Source organism: Streptomyces sp. NPDC055400 (assembly GCF_053644375.1).
The window spans coordinates 284,568-303,345 of the sequence record NZ_JBSHLM010000008.1; the positions used below are offsets into that span (position 1 = coordinate 284,568).

The 18,778-nt window shown below is 70.8% G+C and carries 21 protein-coding genes and 3 tRNA genes; 4 read left to right on the forward strand and 20 right to left on the reverse strand.

Annotated elements, in window-relative coordinates:
- Window positions 1-2: 2 nt before the first annotated feature.
- The 4 genes from ACWIGU_RS22795 to ACWIGU_RS22810 form a co-directional block, all read right to left on the reverse strand.
- On the reverse strand, window positions 3-455 hold the full coding sequence (locus ACWIGU_RS22795; RefSeq protein ID WP_454403459.1) for an FAS1-like dehydratase domain-containing protein: 453 nt from the start codon (window positions 453-455) through the stop codon (window positions 3-5).
- A 126-nt stretch (window positions 456-581) separates the two neighbouring features.
- Complete coding sequence (gene rpmG / locus ACWIGU_RS22800; RefSeq protein ID WP_100594914.1) at window positions 582-746, reverse strand: 50S ribosomal protein L33; 165 nt, start codon at window positions 744-746, stop codon at window positions 582-584.
- Between the two features lie 87 nt (window positions 747-833).
- Window positions 834-906: transfer RNA gene (locus tag ACWIGU_RS22805), tRNA-Met, on the reverse strand.
- Window positions 907-951: 45 nt separating this feature from the next.
- Window positions 952-1,024 (reverse strand) — tRNA-Thr (locus ACWIGU_RS22810).
- Window positions 1,025-1,311: 287 nt separating this feature from the next.
- On the opposite strand from ACWIGU_RS22810, the gene ACWIGU_RS22815 reads away from it, so the two are divergent.
- Window positions 1,312-2,583 (forward strand): amidohydrolase family protein, encoded by a 1,272-nt coding sequence (locus tag ACWIGU_RS22815; protein ID WP_454403461.1) that lies wholly within the window; start codon window positions 1,312-1,314, stop codon window positions 2,581-2,583.
- A gap of 78 nt (window positions 2,584-2,661) precedes the next feature.
- Here ACWIGU_RS22815 and ACWIGU_RS22820 read toward each other — a convergent pair whose 3' ends face one another.
- Complete coding sequence (locus tag ACWIGU_RS22820) at window positions 2,662-3,735, reverse strand: hypothetical protein (RefSeq protein ID WP_454403463.1); 1,074 nt, start codon at window positions 3,733-3,735, stop codon at window positions 2,662-2,664.
- 76 nt (window positions 3,736-3,811) lie between these two features.
- Between ACWIGU_RS22820 and ACWIGU_RS22825 the strand changes: the two genes are divergently transcribed.
- Window positions 3,812-4,468: an SDR family oxidoreductase gene (locus ACWIGU_RS22825; RefSeq protein ID WP_454403465.1), complete on the forward strand. Its 657-nt coding sequence runs from the start codon at window positions 3,812-3,814 to the stop codon at window positions 4,466-4,468.
- A 7-nt stretch (window positions 4,469-4,475) separates the two neighbouring features.
- Here the strand turns inward: ACWIGU_RS22825 and ACWIGU_RS22830 are convergent, their stop codons facing one another.
- On the reverse strand, window positions 4,476-4,700 hold the full coding sequence (locus tag ACWIGU_RS22830) for a hypothetical protein (protein ID WP_454403467.1): 225 nt from the start codon (window positions 4,698-4,700) through the stop codon (window positions 4,476-4,478).
- Between the two features lie 301 nt (window positions 4,701-5,001).
- Between ACWIGU_RS22830 and nadE the strand changes: the two genes are divergently transcribed.
- Window positions 5,002-5,832 carry an ammonia-dependent NAD(+) synthetase gene (gene nadE, locus ACWIGU_RS22835; protein ID WP_454403469.1) on the forward strand — a complete coding sequence of 277 codons (831 nt, stop codon included), beginning with the start codon at window positions 5,002-5,004 and terminating at the stop codon, window positions 5,830-5,832.
- A gap of 166 nt (window positions 5,833-5,998) precedes the next feature.
- Here nadE and ACWIGU_RS22840 read toward each other — a convergent pair.
- Window positions 5,999-6,080 (reverse strand) — tRNA-Tyr (locus tag ACWIGU_RS22840).
- Window positions 6,081-6,296: 216 nt separating this feature from the next.
- Between ACWIGU_RS22840 and ACWIGU_RS22845 the strand changes: the two genes are divergently transcribed.
- A complete protein-coding gene (locus tag ACWIGU_RS22845) occupies window positions 6,297-6,785 on the forward strand; it encodes a YajQ family cyclic di-GMP-binding protein (RefSeq protein ID WP_100598068.1) in 489 nt (162 codons plus the stop codon).
- Window positions 6,786-6,992: 207 nt separating this feature from the next.
- Here ACWIGU_RS22845 and ACWIGU_RS22850 read toward each other — a convergent pair whose 3' ends face one another.
- The 13 genes from ACWIGU_RS22850 to ACWIGU_RS22910 form a co-directional block, all read right to left on the reverse strand.
- A complete protein-coding gene (locus tag ACWIGU_RS22850; protein WP_356279139.1) occupies window positions 6,993-7,385 on the reverse strand; it encodes a YccF domain-containing protein in 393 nt (130 codons plus the stop codon).
- Window positions 7,382-8,245: a zinc metalloprotease HtpX gene (gene htpX, locus ACWIGU_RS22855; RefSeq protein WP_100598066.1), complete on the reverse strand. Its 864-nt coding sequence runs from the start codon at window positions 8,243-8,245 to the stop codon at window positions 7,382-7,384. Before htpX ends, ACWIGU_RS22850 begins: the two co-directional genes overlap by 4 nt.
- 183 nt (window positions 8,246-8,428) lie before the next feature.
- Window positions 8,429-8,884 carry an MscL family protein gene (locus ACWIGU_RS22860; RefSeq protein ID WP_454403471.1) on the reverse strand — a complete coding sequence of 152 codons (456 nt, stop codon included), beginning with the start codon at window positions 8,882-8,884 and terminating at the stop codon, window positions 8,429-8,431.
- Between the two features lie 46 nt (window positions 8,885-8,930).
- Complete coding sequence (locus ACWIGU_RS22865) at window positions 8,931-10,472, reverse strand: NADH-quinone oxidoreductase subunit N (protein WP_454403473.1); 1,542 nt, start codon at window positions 10,470-10,472, stop codon at window positions 8,931-8,933.
- The gene (locus tag ACWIGU_RS22870) at window positions 10,469-12,043 is read right to left on the reverse strand and encodes a complex I subunit 4 family protein (protein WP_454403475.1); all 1,575 of its coding nucleotides are present in this window, start codon (window positions 12,041-12,043) and stop codon (window positions 10,469-10,471) included. Before ACWIGU_RS22870 ends, ACWIGU_RS22865 begins: the two co-directional genes overlap by 4 nt.
- A 6-nt stretch (window positions 12,044-12,049) precedes the next feature.
- The gene (locus tag ACWIGU_RS22875) at window positions 12,050-14,044 is read right to left on the reverse strand and encodes an NADH-quinone oxidoreductase subunit 5 family protein (RefSeq protein WP_454403477.1); all 1,995 of its coding nucleotides are present in this window, start codon (window positions 14,042-14,044) and stop codon (window positions 12,050-12,052) included.
- Window positions 14,041-14,457: an NADH-quinone oxidoreductase subunit NuoK gene (nuoK, locus tag ACWIGU_RS22880; RefSeq protein WP_454403479.1), complete on the reverse strand. Its 417-nt coding sequence runs from the start codon at window positions 14,455-14,457 to the stop codon at window positions 14,041-14,043. Before nuoK ends, ACWIGU_RS22875 begins: the two co-directional genes overlap by 4 nt.
- Entirely contained in the window at window positions 14,457-15,056 is a 600-nt protein-coding gene (locus ACWIGU_RS22885; RefSeq protein WP_454403481.1) for an NADH-quinone oxidoreductase subunit J family protein, read from the reverse strand. The genes nuoK and ACWIGU_RS22885 overlap by 1 nt, the downstream gene beginning before the upstream one ends.
- Window positions 15,053-15,676: a NuoI/complex I 23 kDa subunit family protein gene (locus ACWIGU_RS22890; RefSeq protein WP_454403483.1), complete on the reverse strand. Its 624-nt coding sequence runs from the start codon at window positions 15,674-15,676 to the stop codon at window positions 15,053-15,055. The genes ACWIGU_RS22885 and ACWIGU_RS22890 overlap by 4 nt, the downstream gene beginning before the upstream one ends.
- The gene (locus ACWIGU_RS22895; RefSeq protein WP_454403485.1) at window positions 15,676-16,644 is read right to left on the reverse strand and encodes a complex I subunit 1/NuoH family protein; all 969 of its coding nucleotides are present in this window, start codon (window positions 16,642-16,644) and stop codon (window positions 15,676-15,678) included. The genes ACWIGU_RS22890 and ACWIGU_RS22895 overlap by 1 nt, the downstream gene beginning before the upstream one ends.
- Window positions 16,641-17,681: an NADH-quinone oxidoreductase subunit C gene (locus ACWIGU_RS22900; RefSeq protein ID WP_454403486.1), complete on the reverse strand. Its 1,041-nt coding sequence runs from the start codon at window positions 17,679-17,681 to the stop codon at window positions 16,641-16,643. Before ACWIGU_RS22900 ends, ACWIGU_RS22895 begins: the two co-directional genes overlap by 4 nt.
- A complete protein-coding gene (locus ACWIGU_RS22905; protein ID WP_454403488.1) occupies window positions 17,678-18,322 on the reverse strand; it encodes an NADH-quinone oxidoreductase subunit B in 645 nt (214 codons plus the stop codon). Before ACWIGU_RS22905 ends, ACWIGU_RS22900 begins: the two co-directional genes overlap by 4 nt.
- Window positions 18,313-18,705: an NADH-quinone oxidoreductase subunit A gene (locus tag ACWIGU_RS22910; RefSeq protein WP_329571295.1), complete on the reverse strand. Its 393-nt coding sequence runs from the start codon at window positions 18,703-18,705 to the stop codon at window positions 18,313-18,315. Before ACWIGU_RS22910 ends, ACWIGU_RS22905 begins: the two co-directional genes overlap by 10 nt.
- Window positions 18,706-18,778: the final 73 nt, after the last annotated feature.

Consider the following 18,778-nt stretch of genomic DNA (forward strand, 5'->3'; position numbering starts at 1 on the left):
GGTCACGCCCCCTCGGCCGCGCGCGACACGAGCTTGGTGTAGGCGGTCACGACGTGCTCGCCGGCCTCGTCGTGGACCTCGCCGCGGATGTCCAGGATGTCGTTGCCCGCCAGGGACTTGATCGCCTCGATCGTCGAGGCCACGGTGAGCCGGTCACCGGCGCGCACCGGGCGCGTGTACACGAACTTCTGGTCGCCGTGCACGACGCGGCTGTAGTCGAGACCCAGCTGCGGGTCCTCGATCACCTGGCCCGCTGCCTTGAACGTGATGGCGAACACAAAGGTCGGCGGAGCGATGACATCGGGGTGGCCGAGCGCCTTGGCCGCCTCCGGATCGACGTAGGCGGGATTGGCGTCCCGCACCGCCTCCGCGAATTCACGGATCTTCTCCCGGCCGACCTCATAGGGGTCGGTGGGCGGGTAGGACCGTCCCACGAAGGACTGGTCGAGCGCCATGGACTCGGCACCTCCTGGATTTGCGCTGTTGCCGGATGTTGCCGGATCTTACGGCCGGCCGCCCACACGCGATAACGACATGAGGCCGCCCCCTCGGAAGGGGGCGGCCTCATGTACGAGCCTGAGTCAGCGCGTTTCGCGGTGCGCCGTGTGCTGGTTGCAGCGCGGGCAGTGCTTCTTCATCTCAAGACGGTCCGGGTCGTTACGCCGGTTCTTCTTGGTGATGTAGTTCCGCTCCTTGCACTCCACGCAGGCCAGCGTGATCTTCGGGCGGACGTCGGTGGCAGCCACGTGAGTGCTCCTTGGACGGACGGTTGACGGATGAACGCATGAATAGTAGCCGACCGGAGGACCGACCCCACAATCGGCTACTGTGTGTAGCGGTGACCGGACTTGAACCGGTGACACAGCGATTATGAGCCGCTTGCTCTACCGACTGAGCTACACCGCTTTGATGCGATGCCCCTCACCCGAAGGTGAGGGAACTTCACACCAGAGCCCCAATACGGAATCGAACCGTAGACCTTCTCCTTACCATGGAGACGCTCTACCGACTGAGCTATTGGGGCGAGCGATGAAGACATTACACGCTCGCCCGCCGATCGCCCAAATCCGTTTCGCCGCCGCCCCCCAGGGGCAGGACCACGGCCGTTCCGGAGCCGTAACAACCGCCCACGACCGCCTCATCGACACCACGCACCACAGCAGTACGACTATTGCGCTCCTCCGCGAAGAGGGCCTGCCACAGCTCTAGGCTCGACCCGCGCTGCGTGATCTTGTACGCCCCTTCCGGCCCGCCTCCGGTCCGGGGCGGCCCCCGCCCACGCGGCCGCCGCCCCCGAACCCCAGGAGCGCGATGCCCGACAGCCAGCCGCAGCACCCCCGCTCCCCCGGCAACGACTCCGCCGCCGAGGGCACCGCCCTCCTCCTGTGCGGCGCCCGGCTCACGGACGGCCGGACCGTGGACGTGCGGCTCGACGACGAGCGCATCGAGGCCGTCGGCACGGCCGGCAGCCTCACCGCCGCCTCCGCGCGCGTGGACCTCGGCGGCTACCTCCTGCTCCCCGCCCCCGCCGAACCCCACGCCCATGGCGACACGGCGCTGTCCGAGGAGACGGAGGGGCCGGTGTCGTACGACGGGCCCGACGTGCAGCGGCGGGCCACCGAGGCCGCGCTGCTCCAGCTCGGGCACGGGGCCACCGCGCTGCGCGCACATGTGCGGATCGGTGATCTGCAGGGCCTCGGCCCGATGGAGGCGGTGCTCCAGGCGTGGCGGTCGCTGCGCGGCCTGGCCGATCTGCGGACCGTGGCGATGCCCCGGCTCCTGACGGGCCTCGCGGGGGCCGACGGCCTGTCGATGCTGCGGGACGCGGTGAAGATGGGCGCGTCCGTGGTCGGCGGGTGCCCGGACCTCGACCCCGACCCGACCGGCTACGTGGAGGCGGTCCTCGAGGTCGCGGCGGAGCACGGCTGCGCGGTGGATCTGCATACGGACGGCAGCGATCCGGCACGGCTCGGGCGGATCGCGACGATGGCCGGAGGGCTGCGGCCCGGCGTCTCGATCGGACCGTGCGGCGGGCTCGGGCGGCTGCCGCGCGAGGTCGCCGCACGCACCGCCGACCGACTCGCCGCCGCGGGCGTCACGGTGGTCTGCCTGCCGCAGGGCGGCTGCGCGGGCGTCGACCGTCGCGGCACGGCTCCCGTACGGCTCCTGCGTGCGGCCGGCGTGCGGGTCGCGGCGGGCAGCGGGGCGCTGCGCGACATGGCGAACCCGGTGGGGCGCGGCGATCCGCTGGAGGCCGCGCACCTGCTGGTCTCGCGCTACGGGCTGCGCCCCGAGGAGGCGTACGACTGCGTCAGCGGGGCGGCGCGGGCAGCGCTCGGGCTGCCCGAGGTGCGAGTGGAGGCGGGCTTCCCCGCGGAGCTCGTCGCCGTGCGCGGCGACCGGCTCGCAGGTGCGCTCTCACTCGCGTACAGCCGGATCGTGGTGCACCGGGGGCGGGTGGTGGCGCGCACCAGTGCGGTGCGGGAGTACTGCGACTCGGCGTCGGCGCTCGATCTGCCGCGGCAGGGGCGGTCGGGGACGCCGACGGAGGGCGGGGGCTGCGGGCAGGAGCGACAGGAGTGAAAGGGCCCGCCCGCGCGCGGGACCCTTTGCCTCCTGTACTGCCCGTCTGCCGCCCTCACTCAGGGCATTGACCAACCGTCAGAAGCTGCTCATCGGGGTACCCATCATGAACGGGTTGCCGCCCGCGAGCTCGCCGAGCGGGACCTCGGTCGCGCCGGACGGCGCGCTGATGTCGCCCGCCTTGCCGAACTTGAGCACCAGCGGGACCTTGGCGCCCTTCTTGCCGTCGGCGAGGGTCGCGAGGTCGAAGGAGATCTTCGACAGCGTGCCGTTGGTGATGGAGAAGTCGACGGCCACCTTCTTGGCGGGGGCGTCCTTGAGGTCCTTGGCAGTGGGAAATCCGGCGCCGGGCGGCAGCTCGTCCTTCAGGGGGCCGAGCTTGTCGAAGAGGTCCGTCAGCAGCTCGCGGAAGGACGCCTTGGCGACGATGCGCTCCGTGCCGTCCTTGGTGCCGGCGCTGCGGAGCGTGACATCGTCGGCGATGACGCCGCGCAGGGCCTTGAGGACCTTCCGCTGGGTGCGCTCGTCCACGCCGCCGGAACCCTTGGAGCCCTCGCCGGAAGCGTTCTTCCTCGCGTCCGAGACGTCCACCTTGACCCACTCGCCTTCGAGAGCCTTCGCGAGCCCCTCCTCGCCCTTGGGGAGGTCCTTCGGCGAGGGGAGGGGGAAGCCCATGAGCTCCGACGACTTCTCCATGTCGAGGCGGAAGTAGACGAAGTCTCCGGCGAACCGGTACTCGGCCAGGGTTCCGCCCTGGACCGACACCTTCGCGCCCATCCCGACGAAGTCCTTCGCGCCCGACTCGGACAGCGGCTTCTTCGACCGTACGGAGAAGGTGACATGGGCACCGGCGAACGCCTTGGCGACCGTCGGCGGCATGGCCTCGTCGCCCTGTCCGCCGGCCAGCTCCGAGAGCGCGTCCGGCTTCGCGTCGAGGCCCAACTCGAAGGACAGCGACTTCTGTTCGCCGAGCTTGTCGGCGGCCTTTTCGATCTTCTGACCAGCCGTCAGGTTCTCGACGGTGCCGCAAGCGGAGGTGGTCGCGAGCAGCAGGGCGGCGCAGCCGGCCGCGGTGAGGGTGGTGGTGCGTATGGCGCTGATGTCTGTCTCCCGCAGAGGTCCGATGAGAGACCCGGCGGCCGTCGGCGGCACGGGTCGCTGATGAGACCCACGAGGCACCCGCAAGGTTGCGCGGCGAACGGGGGCGGCCCGGCGTACGGTCGGAAGCATGCGCATTGTCATCGCTGGTGGTCATGGTCAGATCGCGCTGCGGCTCGAGCGTCTGCTCGCCGCACGCGGAGACGAGGTCGCAGGCATCATCCGCCGCGCCGAGCAGGCGGACGACCTGCGGGAGGCCGGGGCCGAGCCCCTGGTGTGCGACCTGGAATCGGCGTCCGTGGAGGAGGTCGCCGGGCTTCTGGAGGGCGCGGACGCGGCGGTGTTCGCGGCCGGCGCGGGGCCGGGCAGCACGGCCGGACGCAAAGACACGGTGGACCGCGGGGCGGCCGTGCTGTTCGCGGACGCGGCGGAGCGGGCCGGGGTCCGGAGGTACGTCATGGTGTCGTCGATGGGCGCGGACCCGGCCCATCAGGGTGACGGCGTCTTCGACGCGTATCTGCGGGCCAAGGGCGAGGCGGACGTGTCCGTACGGGCACGGTCCGGCCTGGACTGGACGATCCTGCGTCCCGGGATGCTCACGGACGACGCGGGCACCGGACTCGTACGTCTGGAGGCGTCCACCGGGCGGGGTCCGGTGCCGCGGGACGATGTGGCGGCGGTGCTCGCGGAGCTGGTGGACACGCCCGCCACGGCGGGGCTGACGCTGGAGCTGATCTCCGGGTCGGCGCCGGTGATGGTGGCGGTCAAGTCGATCGCGGGGAACTGAGCGCGGATCAGAAGAGCGGGAGCTGGCCGGGCACCGCCGGGACCACGTAGCCGTCGAGGGACGGCTGCGCGGCGCCGAGCTGCGCGAGCCTGCGGGAGCCGGGACAGGACACGAGTTCGCCCGCGCTGCGGGCCCCGGGCGGGTCGTGGCGGGCGAAGCGGCCGGCCACGACGGCGATGTCGCGGCGGCACTCGGGGCAGTTTCTGCGGCGAGACGCCGACGGTACGGACATGGGGATCAGTCTGCGCCACGGGGTGCCCGAGGATCCGAAGAAGCCCCCGTCCGGACGGCGATGCCGCGGTCCGGAGGGGGCTTCTCAGGGACTTCCCTGAGACCTTCCCTGAGACCTTCTCTGGGGGCCTCCCTGAGACCTTCTCTGGGGACTTGTCGCCATGTGGCGGAGCCGGGGCACAGCCTGCCTCGTCCACGCCCCGTCCACGCCTCGTCCCGGGCATCCTGCACCCCCTGGCCCCCCGGGCACCCCCAGTAAGGTGGGCGCGACAGAACCCCATGAACCGGAGCAAGGAGCAGACGTGAGCGAGTCGGCGTCTAACGACCTGCAGCAGGAGATCGCCCGGGAACTCCAGGTCGCCGAGATCTTCGAGCCCGAGCGTGAGGTCGAACGCCGTGTGGCCTTCCTCACCGAGCGGCTGACCTCCACCGGCCTGCGCTCCCTCGTGCTCGGCATCAGCGGCGGTGTCGACTCCACCACCGCCGGCCGGCTGTGCCAGCTCGCCGTGGAGCGGGCCCGGGCCGCCGGACACGAGGCGCGGTTCTACGCGATGCGGCTGCCCTACGGGATCCAGGCCGACGAGCACGACGCCCAGCTCGCGCTCTCCTTCATCCGGGCCGACCACGTACTGACCGTGGACATCAAGCCCGCCAGCGACGCCGCGCTCGAGGCAGCACTGGCCGCCGCCGTGAGCTTCCGCGACGAGGGCCACCAGGACTTCGTGCACGGCAACATCAAGGCCCGGCAGCGCATGGTCGCCCAGTACGCGGTGGCCGGCGCGCACAACGGCCTGGTCGTCGGCACCGACCACGCCGCCGAGGCAGTCTCCGGCTTCTTCACGAAGTTCGGTGACGGCGCCGCCGACCTGGTCCCGCTGACCGGCCTGACCAAGCGCCGGGTGCGCGCCGTCGCGGACTCGCTGGGCGCACCCGCCGAGCTGGTGTGGAAGGTCCCCACGGCCGATCTGGAGACCCTCGACCCGGGCAAGGCCGACGAGGACGCGCTCGGGGTCACCTACGACGACATCGACGACTTCCTGGAGGGCAAGCCGGTCGACGGGCGGGCCTTCGAGACGATCGTCCACCGCTACCGCCTCACCGACCACAAGCGCCAACTCCCCATCGCGCCCTAGAGGGCTCTGCGTGGGGGCCGTATGGGGGCCTGCAGGTACGAGACCGTCCGAGATCGCTTGAGACAGCCTGTTCAACGCGGTCTCGTACCCCTCCGCGCACGGGGCCCGACATACAAAGAACCCCTCCGAACTGCGGAAACGCAGTTCGGAGGGGTTCTCCACCATGTGGCGGCGCCAGGATTCGAACCTGGGAAGGCTGAGCCGGCAGATTTACAGTCTGCTCCCTTTGGCCGCTCGGGCACACCGCCATGGGTTTGCTGCTTTGGATCTCCGCTGTGGGGCGGTGCTCCGTGGCAACGACGTAAACGATACCTGATGGACGGGGGTGCTTCGCCACCCGATTGATCGGCACCCGGGGGCGGGGTGGTGGCTAGGCTTTGCGGATGCGGCCCAGGGAGCCAGGGCCGTGGATGACGCATCCAGACGCAAGCCGTTTCACAACCCGATACAAGGAGCCACAGGACATGGCCGACTCCAGTTTCGACATCGTCTCGAAGGTCGAGCGGCAGGAGGTCGACAACGCCCTCAACCAGGCCGCCAAGGAGATCTCGCAGCGCTACGACTTCAAGAACGTCGGCGCCTCGATCTCGTGGTCCGGCGAGAAGATCCTGATGGAGGCGAACTCCGAGGACCGCGTCAACGCGATCCTCGACGTCTTCCAGACCAAGCTGGTCAAGCGCGGGATCTCGCTGAAGGCACTGGACGCGGGAGAGCCCCAGCTCTCCGGCAAGGAGTACAAGATCTTCGCCTCCATCGAGGAGGGCATCTCGCAGGACAACGCCAAGAAGGTCGCGAAGCTCATCCGTGACGAGGGCCCCAAGGGCGTCAAGGCACAGGTCCAGGGCGAGGAGCTGCGGGTCAGCTCGAAGAGCCGCGACGACCTCCAGGCCGTGCAGGCGCTGGTCAAGGGCCACGACTTCGACTTCGCGCTGCAGTTCGTGAACTACCGGTAGGAACAGCGGCCAGGACAGCGGGTTACCGCAACTGTCGCTGAAGCAGGGGCAATCGCCCTGACGTGATGGTCTGCCGCCGCTCCCGGTGTGAGACCGGTGGGACGGAAATCCCACCGGCCACAAGGCACTGGAGGTCGTTGCGGCGGCAGAACCCACACGGTCAGCGCAGGTTCCACCCTCGAGGTCCGGTGGCGGACGTCCGGCCGGCTACCGCGACGCGAACGGCTGGTCCGTGCGGACGATTTCGCGGCCGAGCGGCATCAGGGAGACCGGGATCAGCTTGAAGTTGGCGATGCCCAGGGGGATGCCGATGATCGTGATGCACTGCGCGATGCCCGTCACGATGTGGGCGAGGGCGAGCCACCAGCCGGCCAGGACCAGCCACAGCACGTTCCCGATACAGGACGGGGCGCCCGCGTCCCGGCGCTCGACCGTCGTATAGCCGAACGGCCACAGCGCGTACACGCCGATCCTGAACGCCGCGATGCCGAACGGGATTCCGATGATCGTGATGCAGAGGATCAGGCCCGCGAGCATGTAGCCGAGGAACAGCCAGAAGCCGCTCAGCACTAGCCAAATGATGTTGAGGATTGTCTTCACGAGTGACGACCTGCCATCTGCTCGAGCCGGGCGATGCGCTCCGCCATCGGCGGATGCGTGGAGAACATCTTGGACATGCCCTGCCCGGGACGGAAGGGGTTCGCAATCATCATGTGACTTGCGGTCTCGATCCGCGGCTCCGGGGGCAGGGGCAACTGCTTGGTGCCCGCGTCGAGTTTGCGCAGGGCGCTCGCCAGGGCCAGCGGGTCGCCGGTGAGCTGGGCGCCCGACGCGTCCGCCTCGTACTCCCTGGAGCGGCTGATGGCGAGCTGGATGACCGTGGCCGCGAGCGGGCCCAGGATCATGATCATCAACATGCCGAGAAGGCCCGGGCCGTCGTCGTCGCTCGACCGGCCGATGGGGATCAGCCAGGCGAAGTTGACCAGGAACATGATCACCGAGGCGAGGGCGCCGGCGACCGACGAGATCAGGATGTCGCGGTTGTAGACATGGCTCAGCTCGTGCCCGATGACACCGCGCAGCTCGCGCTCGTCGAGGATCCGCAGGATGCCTTCGGTGCAGCACACCGCGGCGTTACGCGGATTGCGTCCCGTCGCGAAGGCGTTGGGGGCTTCCGTCGGCGAGATGTACAGACGGGGCATCGGCTGGCGGGCCTGCGTCGACAGCTCGCGGACCATGCGATAGAGCGCGGGGGCCTCGAACTCGCTCACGGGGCGCGCGCGCATCGCGCGCAGGGCCAGCTTGTCGCTGTTCCAGTACGCGTACGCGTTCGTCGCGAGGGCGATGCCGAGGCCCACGATCAGCCCCGTACGACCGAAGAAGCTGCCGATGACGATGATGAGGGCGGACAGTCCCCCGAGGAGTACGGCGGTCTTCAGCCCGTTGTGCCGGCGGTGCACGGTACGCCCTCCATGTGGTGCGGCAGGGGAACCCTCTGCTTGCTGGTGCTGGGTGCTTCCACGGTCCAGTGGACCCTCCTGTACTGGTCAACGCCAGACGAGGAGGACGAGTTCCCTTGTGCGCGCGGAGGGCGAGGAGGGCACGTGTAGGCCGTACGGGTGGGGGTGGCCCGCCGGTCAGGGTCAGCGCTGTTCGGGGAGCCTGGCGAGCGCGAGGGCCTCGGGGTCGGCCTTGAGCTCGCTGGTGCAGTGGGAGCAGCGGGTGGCGATCGCGGGGATCTGACTGAAACAGCGCGGGCAGTCGCGCAGGGCGGCCTTGATGTCGACCGGCTTGCCGCGGTCGAGGCGCGCCTGGAACTTCATCATCGGGACGACGACGAGGAAGTAGAGCACCGCCGCGGTGATCACGAAGGCGATCGCCGCCGCGACGAACTTGCCGTACGGGAAGCGCGTGCCGTCGACCGTGAAGTACGCGTCACTGAAGTCGCCGGTCGAGGCCGTGGCGAGCCCGATGAGAGGGGCGATGAACGCCGTGCTGAAGCCCGTGACGACGGCCGTGAAGGCGGCACCGACGGCGAGGCCGATCGCCATGGTCACGATGTTCCCGCGAAGGATGAAGTCCTTGAACCCGCTCAGCACGGCAGTCTCCCTGGTGTACGACGTTGGGGGGTCGCTATGAGGGTGCCTAGAAAAGGCCCGTCGAGGCAAAACGGAGCACCATCTGAGGTGCGCCCGACAGGGCGACCCCGATGACGGCGGTGAGTCCGATCGCCGCGGTGATCGGGGCCGGAATCCGGTGGACCGCCTGCTCGCCCTCGGTGGAGCGGAACAGGGTCGCCGTCCACTGAAGGTAGTAGTAGAGGGCGATCACGACGTTGACGGCCATGACGACGGCGAGCCAGCCGAGGCCCGCGTCGACGGCCGCCGAGAAGACGGTGACCTTCGCGAAGAGGCCGATGATGCCGGGCGGCAGGCCCGCGAGGCAGAGCAGGAAGAAGCCGAGGACCAGGGCGGCCAGCGGCCGGGACCGGTACAGGCCGCGGTAGTCGCTGATGCGGTTCAGGGGCTTCGTACGGGCCACGAGGGCGGCCACGGCGAAGGCACCGAGGTTCACGGCGGCGTACATGAGGGCGTACGCGACGGTGGAGCCGATGGCCTTGTCGGCGTCCTTGGAGTAGGCGGCCGCGGCGATCGGGACGAGGAGGTAGCCGGCCTGGCCCACCGAGGACCAGGCGAGCAGGCGTACCGCGCTGTACGCGCGCGTGGCCTGCTGGCGCAGGGCCGCCACGTTGCCCACGGTCATGGTGAGCGCGGCGAGCGCGGCCAGCGCCGGGCCCCACACGTCGGCGTAGGACGGGAAGGCGACGACGGTGACGAGGATGATCCCGGAGAAGCCGACCGCCTTCCCGATCACCGACAAGTAGGCGGCGACCGGGAGGGGGGCTCCTACGTAGGTGTCGGGCACCCAGAAGTGGAAGGGGGCGGCGGCGGTCTTGAAGGCGAAGCCGACGAGGGTGAGGGCGACGCCCGCCTGGGCCAGGGTGTGGAACTGCCCGTCGACGTGCGTCAGGGCGGTGGCGACCCTCGTGAGGTGCAGGGTGCCCGTCGTCGCGTAGACGAAGCTCACGCCCAGGAGGGTGACCGCGGTCGCCGTGACCGAGGACAGGAAGAACTTCAGGGCCGCTTCGGAGGAGCGCCGGTCGTCGCGCTTGATGCCGACGAGGGCGAACGCCGGCAGGGACGCCACTTCCAGGGCGACGACGAGGGTGGCCAGGTCGCGCGAGGCGGGCAGCAGGGCGGCGCCCGCGGCGGAGGACAGGAGCAGGAACCAGAACTCTCCCTCGGGGAGCGCCCTGGGCGTGTTCTTCGCGTCCTTGATGCCGGTGATGGACAGCAGCGCGGTCAGCAGGGCGCCGGCCAGGACGAGGAACTGGATGACGAGCGTGAAGTGGTCGGCCGTGTAGCTGCACGCGGCCTGCTCGCCCTTGAGCGTCTTGAGGCAGAAGGTCGAGCGGTCGCCGTCCAGGAGCGGCAGCAGCGCGAACGCGGCTGCGGCGAGGCCCGCGACGGAGACCCAGCCGAGCAGCGCCTTCCCGCGCTCGCCGAGGAACAGGTCCGCGACGAGCACCACGAGGGCGACGACCGCCGCGATGGTGGGCGGCGCGATCGCGAGCCAGTCGACGGACTGGACGAGGGACGCCACGGACGGCGCGGCGACGGCGGTCACTGGATGCCTCCTGCGAGGAGCTTCTGCACGGCCGGGTCGGTGAGGCCGATCAGGGCCGCGGGCCAGAGCCCGCCGACGACGGTGAGGGCGACGAGCGGGGTCCAGGCGGCGAACTCGTAGCCCTGGGCGTCGGCGAGTTTCGGCGCCTCGGCCTCGTGCGGGCCCATGCAGACCCGGCGGACGACGGCGAGCATGTACGCGGCGGTGAGCAGGGTGCCGAACGCGGCGATCGACATGAACGTGAGGAACGCGGGGCGGCTCAGGTCGGCGGCCGGCTTGAACGCCCCGAACAGGGCGAGCATCTCGCCCCAGAACCCGGCGAGGCCCGGCAGCCCGAGGGACGCGACGGCGGCGAAGGCGAGGAGGCCGCCGAGGCGGGGCGCCTTGCCGTAGAGCGCCATGCCGCCCTGCTGGGCGAGTGTGTCCAGGTCCGTGCTGCCCGCGCGGTCCTTGAGGGCGCCGACGAGGAAGAACAGCAGGCCGGTGATGAGGCCGTGGGCGATGTTCGCGAAGAGCGCGCCGTTGACGCCGGTCGGGGACATCGTCGAGATGCCGAGCAGGACGAAACCCATGTGCCCGACGGACGAGTACGCGATGAGGCGCTTGAGGTCGCCCTTGGCGCCGGGCCGTGCGAGGGCCAGGCAGGCAAGGGACCCGTAGATGATCCCGACGACGGCGAACGCGGCGAGGTACGGCGCGAAGGTGTGCATGCCGTCGGGCGTGACCGGCAGCAGGATCCGCACGAACCCGTACGTGCCCATCTTCAGCAGCACGCCGGCGAGGAGGACCGAGCCGACGGTGGGCGCGGCGGTGTGGGCGTCCGGCAGCCAGCTGTGCAGCGGCCACATCGGCGTCTTGACGGCGAGCCCGATCCCGATCGTCAGAACGGCGGTGACCTGCACGGACGTGCTCAGGCCCCGGCCGTTGTCAGAGGCGAGTGCCACCATGTCGAATGTGCCGGACTTGAGTCCGATGAGGAGGAGGCCGAGCAGCATCACGACGGAGCCGAGGAGCGTGAAGAGGATGAACTTCCAGGCCGCCTTGGCCCGTTGCTCACCGCCCCAGCGGGCGATGAGGAAGTACATCGGGATGAGGACCGTCTCGAAGGCGAGGAAGAACAGCAGCAGATCGAGCACGGCGAAGGTCGCGAGGGTGCCGGACTCGAGGACGAGGATCAGCGCGACAAATGCCTTGGGAGACGGGCCCGTTGGCATTTTGAAATAGCTGTACAGCGCGCAGAGGAAGGTCAGCAGCGCGGTCAGGACCAGGAGGGGGAGCGAAATGCCGTCGACGCCGAGGTGGATGCGCACGTCGAGTGCGGGGATCCAGCTGATGTCGGTCGTGGCCTGCATCTTTGACGGGTGGTCATGGTCGAAGCCGAGCGCGAGGACGATCGCGGCGATGAGGATCACGCCGGTCACGGTCACGCCGTGGCGGAGCACGGCCTGGTCCGGGGACTTCCCCTTCAGCCCGGGCGGGGCGGGGAGAAGAGCGGCGGCGGCGCCGATGAGCGGGCCGACGACGATCAGTGCGAGAAGGAACTGCATCACGGATTCGCTGATATCGATCACGGCTGCTCACGCTCCGGCGGTGGCGACGAGGACGACGGCGATCGCCAGGACGACGGTCCCTGCGAGCAGGGCGCTGAGATAGGTCTGCACGTTGCCGGTCTGGGCACGGCGGACGGCCCGGCCCAGCCAGTTGGGTACGGCGGCGGCGCCGCGCACATAGGTCTCGACGACCTCGCGGTCGAGGAAGCGGACCAGTGAGGCCGCGGCCAGGACGGGCCGGACGAACAGGGCCGAGTAGACGGCGTCCAGGTGGAAGCCGGTGGCCGCGTGGCGGTGCAGCGGGCCGAGCAGGAGACGGCCCGGGTCCGCAGGGTCCGGGGCGTAGGCGATGTCCCCGTACACGGCCGCGTGGGCGGCGATGGCCTCGGCCTCGACGAGGCCGCCGTCCGCGTCGGGGTGGGCGGCGACGGCGCCGAGCGGGACACGGGCGGCGAGGGCCGTGGTGTGGCGCCAGGCCGCGTAGGTGACGATCCCGCCGACGAGGGCGACGCCCGTGCCGAGGACGGAGGTGGTGAGGGTCGGGGTCAGCGAGCGGCCGTCGAACCAGTCGGGCAGGACGCCCACGGTGAGGCCGAAGGCGAGCGAGGGGATCGCCAGGACCCACAGGACGGCGTTCATCGCGACGGGCTGCTTGCCGTGGTCCGGGGCCTCGGCTCCGTGGCCCCGGAAGGCGAGGAGCCACAGGCGCGTGGCGTACGCGGCGGTGAGCAGGGCCGTGAGGAGGCCGGACACGAGGACGATCCAGCCCGCGGAGGGCGGGATCGCCCCGGCGTGGCCGGTCGCCGCGTGCTCGGCGGAGCCGAGGACGGCCTCCTTGGAGAAGAAGCCGCTGAACGGCGGGATCGCGGCGAGCGCGAGGAGCGCCACGGTCATCGTCCAGTAGGCGTCGGGGACGCGGTCGCGCAGGTCCTTCATGCGGGACATGGCGGCGAGCGAGTTCGTGCCGGCGGCGTGGATGACCACGCCCGCCCCGAGGAACAGCAGTGCCTTGAAGGCGCCGTGCGACAGGAGGTGGAAGACGGCGGCGCCGCGGTCGCCGACGGCGAGGGCGCCGGTCATGTAGCCGAGCTGACCGATCGTCGAGTACGCGAGGACGCGCTTGATGTCGTCCTGCGCGAGGGCGGCGAGCGCCGAGCCGGTCATCGTGACGGCGGCCATGACGGCGAGGACGACCAGGGCGGCGCCGGAGGCGGCGAAGACGGGGAGGAGCCTGGCGACGAAGTAGACACCGGCGGCGACCATCGTCGCGGCGTGGATCAGCGCGGAGACCGGCGTGGGGCCGGCCATCGCGTCGGGCAGCCAGGTGTGCAGCGGGAACTGCGCGGACTTGCCCGCCACGCCCGCGAGGAGCAGCAGGGCGATCAGCGTGGGGTGGTCGAGGCCGCCGCTCGCGACGGCACCGAGCACCGTCGTGATGCGGAAGGACCCGGCGTCCACGGCGAGCGCGAACAGGCCGATCAGGAAGGGGACGTCGCCGAGCTTGGTGACCAGGAACGCCTTGAGGGAGGCGGCGCGCGCCTGTGGGGTCTCCCAGTAGTGGCCGACGAGGAAGTACGAGCAGATGCCCATGACTTCCCAGCCGACGAGCAGCACCATCAGGTCGCCCGAGTAGACGACGAGGAGCATCGCGGAGGTGAAGAGCGAGACGAGCGCGGCGTACGAGGGGTAGCGCGGGTCGTCGCGCAGGTAGGCCGTCGAGTAGATCTGCACGCACGACGCGACGACGCAGACCAGTACGGCGACGAGCGCGGCGAAGCCGTCGATGTGCAGGGCGAGCTCGATGGGGACCGAGCCCGTCGGGGTGAGTTCGGTGGCCGCGTCGATGCTGCGGCCGCCGCCCTGGCGCACGGCGACGAGGACGGCGAGGGCGAGCGCCGCGAGGGTCGGCAGTACGGCGAGGGGCCGTACGAAGCCGGGGGCGGTGCGGCCCAGGAGCAGTCCCGCCGCGGCGGCGAGGAACGGGAGGAGGGGGACGAGTACGGCGAGGGTCGTGGTGGTCACGCGGTGGCCTCGGCCTTCTCGTCCGTCACGGCCCCGGCGCCGGCGTCCGCTGCGGATCCGTCCGGTGCAAAGCCGTCGGGTCCGCCGTCGTCCGGGGACTCGGCGGTGTCGCGGAGCTTGTCGATGTCGGAGGTGCCGCGGCCCCGGTACACGGCGAGCACGATCGCCAGGCCGATGCCGATCTCGGCGGCGGCGATGGCGATGGTGAAGAGGGTCAGCGCCTGGCCGGAGTGGAGGGTGTCGCGGGCCGCCTTGCTGAGCCAGACGTCGAAGGCGACGAGGTTGAGATTGACGGCGTTGAGCATCAGCTCGACGGACATCAGGACCAGGATCGCGTTTCGGCGGGCCAGCACTCCGTACAGGCCCGTGCAGAAGAGCAGGGAGGAAAGGACGGCGGGATAGGCGAGGTGCATCAGCGGTTCCCCTCCCGGGCCTTGGAGTTCATGTCCTGTGCCTTGGCGGTCCTGCGGGAGAGGACGATCGCGCCGACCAGGGCCGCGAGGAGCAGGACCGAGAGGGCCTCGAAGGGGAGCACCCAGTGCTGGAAGAGGATCGATCCGGTCACCGCGGTGGTGCCCTGGGGGGCGCCGTCGAGGTCGACCCAGGTGGTGCGGAAGGCGTCCACGACGACCCAGACGAGGGCGGCGGCCGCGGCGACGGCGACCGTCAGCGCGGCCCACCGGTTGCCCGAGTCGGCGTCCGGGGAGCGGCCGATGGGCGCCCGCGTGAGCATCAGCCCGAACAGGAGGAGGACGACGACGGAGCCGACGTAGATGAGGACCTGCACCCAGGCGATGAACTCGGCGGTGAGCAGCAGGTATTCGACAGCGAGGCCGCCGAGGGTGACGACCAGCCACAGGGCCGCGTGCACCAGCTGCTTGGTGGTGACGGTGACGATCGCGGCGCCGAAGGTGACCAGGCCGACGAGGAGGAACGCGATCTCGACGCCGGTCGGCGAGAGGAAGCCGTGGGTCTGCGTGGCCGCGGTGGCGGCCGCTGCGACGGGGGTCACGCGGGTCCCTCCTCTCCGGGGGCGGGTTCGTCGGGCGCGGGTTCTTCAGAGGCGGAGGCGGGTGTTTCCGAGGCCGGTTCCCGGGCGGCTGCGGCCTGGGCGGCGGCCAGCTTCTCGGCGGCCTTGCGGGCGGCGGCGAGTTCCTTGGGTTCCTCGGCCGCCGGGTCGAGCGCGGGCGGGGCCGGGACCGTCCACATCCACTCGCGCAGCCGGTCGCGCTCGTGGGTGAGTTCGAGGATGTCCGTCTCCGCGTACTCGAACTCCGGGGACCAGAACAGCGCGTCGAAAGGACACACCTCGATGCAGATACCGCAGTACATGCACAGGGCGAAGTCGATGGCGAAGCGGTCGAGGACGTTGCGGCTGCGCTCGCGGCCGCCCTCGACGGCGGCCGGCACCGTCTCCTTGTGGGAGTCGATGTAGATGCACCAGTCGGGGCACTCGCGGGCGCACAGCATGCAGACCGTGCAGTTCTCCTCGAACAGGCCGATGACGCCACGCGTGCGGGGCGGCAGTTCGGGCTGGACGTCCGGGTACTGCGCGGTGACGGTCTTCTTCGTCATCGTGCGGAGGGTGACGGCGAGGCCCTTGGCCAGGCCTGCCCCCGGGATCGGAGCCATTAGTTGATCGCCACCTTCACGATTCCGGTGAGCGCGATCTGCGCGAGTGCGAGGGGGACGAGGAGGGTCCAGGAGAGCTTCTGGAGCTGGTCCTCGCGAAGACGGGGGTAGGTGACGCGCAGCCAGATCACGACGAACGCGAGGACGGCCGTCTTCAGCAGCGTCCAGACCCAGCCGAGGCCGCCGGCGCCCCACGGCCCGTGCCAGCCGCCCAGGAACAGGACGGTGGTGAGGCCGCACAGGACGACGATCCCGGCGTACTCGGCGAGCAGGAACAGGGCGAAGCGCAGGCCCGTGTACTCGGTGTACGCGCCGAAGATGATCTCGGAGTCGGCGACCGGCATGTCGAAGGGCGGGCGCTGGAGTTCGGCGAGGCCCGCCACGAAGAAGACGAGGGCGCCCACGATCTGCCACGGCACCCACCACCACTCGAACGCGTCGACGATGCCGGGCAGGGAGACGGTGCCCGCGGCCATCGCGACCGAGGCGGCGGCGAGCAGCATCGGCAGTTCGTAGGCGAGGAGCTGAGCTGCGGTGCGCAGGCCGCCCAGGAGGGAGAACTTGTTGGCCGACGCCCAGCCCGCCATGAGCGAGCCGAGCACTCCGACGCCCATGACGGCGAGCACGAAGAAGATGCCGGCGTCGACGACCTGGCCGACCGCGCCCTCGCTCGGCCCGATGGGGATGGCGAGGAGGACGAGGAGGTACGGCAGGAGGGCGACGGCGGGTGCGAGCTGGAAGATGCGGCGGTCCGCGTCGGCGGGAACGACGTCTTCCTTCTGCGCGAACTTCACTCCGTCGGCGACGAGCTGGGCCCACCCGTGGAAGCCGCCCGCGTACATGGGACCGAGTCGGCCCTGCATGTGCGCCATCACCTTGTGCTCGGTCTGGCCGACGACAAGGGGCAGGACGAGGAAGGCGACGAAGACGACGATGAGCCGCAGAGCGACGTCGAGCACGTCGTTCACTCCGTTCCTCCTGTGGTCTCGGGGTTGTCGGGGCCGTCGGGGCTTTCGGGGGCGTTGGCCTCCGCCGGTTCTGCGGGCTCCGCCGGTTCTGCGGGCTCCGCCGGTTCTGCGGGCTCCGCCGGTTCGGGCTTCGCCTCCGGCTCACGCCGGGGTTCGGCCTCGGGTGTGTCGAAGGCCGGGCGCGCGTGGTGCCACGGCGCGTCGCCGGTGCCCTTCGGCTCGGGTTTCGCGGGCGTCTCGGGGGTCTCGGCCGGCGTGGGCTCCGGCGCCGCGGGAGCCGCGGGCGTCTGTGAGGCCGACCCCTGCGAGGCGCTCCGCGAGCGGCGCGGCGGTGCGGCGGCGGCCGCCGCGTCCGGTCCCGCCTGGCTCGCCGACCCCTCCCCCGCTGTACGGGCGCGCCGCACCGGGCGCTCGCCCGCCGCGCGGCCCGCGCCGCGTGCCGGACGGGCCGGCGCGGGCGGGAGCTGGCCCTTGAGCGGGCCCCATTCGTTGGGGTCGGGGACACCGGGCGGCAGCATCTGCCGCCGCTTGGGCCCGCCGTGCCCCGCACCCGCCGCAGGCTCCCCTGGCTCCTTGGCCCCCGGCCACGCCTTCACGACGCGCGCCGCGAGCACGAAGTCCTTGCGCAGCGGGTGGCCCTCGAAGCCGTCGGGAAGGAGGAGCGGCACCAGGTGCGGGTGGCCCTCGAAGCGGACGCCGAACATTTCGTGCGTCTCGCGCTCGTGCCAGCCCGCGCCCGCGTACACGTCGACCGCGGTGGCCAGGACGGGGGCGTCGTGCGGCACGGTGGTGCGCAGGAGCAGGCGGCGTACGGGAGACAGGGCGACGACGTGCGCGCAGACGCGGAAGCCCGTGCCGGGCTCGTCGACCGCGCTCAGCCAGTCGAAGTAGGTGCAGCCCAGCGTGGTGCGGGCCGTTTCGAGGGCGGCGGTCCACGTGTCCGCGGGAACGTCGACGGTGAGGACCTCGTACGACTCCTCGGCCGTGGCGTCCGGGCCGAAGAGCTCCTCGACGGGGCGGGGCAGCCAGCCGGTCACCGCTCGCCCTCCCCGGAGTCGTCGCGCGTGGGGACCGGCGGCTTCACGAGACCGCTGCTGAGCGCGGCCGCGGAAGGCCGCCCGGCCGCCGCGTCGGCCGACGCGTACCGCTCGCCCAGCGACTCGCGCGCGATCTTCTCCTGAAGCTTCAGAATCCCCTGGAGCAGCGCCTCCGGCCGCGGCGGGCACCCGGGCACGTACACGTCGACCGGAATGATCTGGTCGACGCCCTTGGTGACCGAGTACGAGTCCCAGTACGGCCCGCCGCAGTTGGAGCAGGCGCCGAACGAGATGACGTACTTGGGCTCGGGCATCTGCTCGTACAGGCGCTTAACGGCCGGGGCCATCTTGTCCGTGACCGTGCCGGAGACGACCATCAGGTCGGCCTGGCGCGGGCCCGGTGCGAAGGGGATGACGCCGAGGCGGATGAAGTCGTGCCGCGCCATGGACGCCGCGATGAACTCGATGGCGCAGCAGGCCAGGCCGAAGTTGAAGACCCAGAGCGAGTAGCGGCGGCCCCAGTTGAGGACCACCTTCATCGGCTCGGGGGCCAGGCGGGACAGCACACCCAGCTTCTTCGGGCTCACCGGCTCCGGCAGGAGCACCGGCTCCGAGGGGGGCACGTCCGGGGTCACGTCCATGTCAGGACGCCCTTCTTGTATGCGTACAGCAGGCCCACGGCGAGGAAGCCGAGGAAGATGAACATCTCCACGAGCGTCGCCGCGCCGAACTGCGGATCGGCGAAGACGGTCGCCCACGGGAAGAGGAAGATCGAGTCGACGGCGAAGATCACGTAGAGGAACGCGTAGACGTAGTAGCGGACCTGGGTGTGGGCCCAGCCTTCACCGACGGGGTCGACGCCGCACTCGTACGTCAGGAGTTTCTCGGGGGTCGGGACCACCGGCCTCAGAAGCCGCCCCGCGCCGAAGGCGACGGCCACGAACAGGACGCCCACCACGGCGATTGCGCCGACTACAGAGTACGTCTGGAAGTAGCCCGCGGCGACGATGGTCGATTCCGGCACGTCCGCCCCTCGCTCCGTGGTGTTCGACGATCTGTACGCACGGGAGTCTAGGGCCTGTTAAAGAGACGGTAAG

Coding starts and splice junctions, on each gene's coding strand:
- ACWIGU_RS22795 (WP_454403459.1), bottom strand. CDS start 455: ATGGCGCTCGACCAGTCCTTCGTGGGACGGTCCTACCCGCCCACCGAC.
- ACWIGU_RS22815 (WP_454403461.1), top strand. CDS start 1,312: ATGCCCGACAGCCAGCCGCAGCACCCCCGCTCCCCCGGCAACGACTCC.
- ACWIGU_RS22825 (WP_454403465.1), top strand. CDS start 3,812: ATGCGCATTGTCATCGCTGGTGGTCATGGTCAGATCGCGCTGCGGCTC.
- ACWIGU_RS22830 (WP_454403467.1), bottom strand. CDS start 4,700: ATGTCCGTACCGTCGGCGTCTCGCCGCAGAAACTGCCCCGAGTGCCGC.
- ACWIGU_RS22845 (WP_100598068.1), top strand. CDS start 6,297: ATGGCCGACTCCAGTTTCGACATCGTCTCGAAGGTCGAGCGGCAGGAG.
- nuoK (WP_454403479.1), bottom strand. CDS start 14,457: ATGCACCTCGCCTATCCCGCCGTCCTTTCCTCCCTGCTCTTCTGCACG.
- ACWIGU_RS22890 (WP_454403483.1), bottom strand. CDS start 15,676: ATGGCTCCGATCCCGGGGGCAGGCCTGGCCAAGGGCCTCGCCGTCACC.
- ACWIGU_RS22905 (WP_454403488.1), bottom strand. CDS start 18,322: ATGGACGTGACCCCGGACGTGCCCCCCTCGGAGCCGGTGCTCCTGCCG.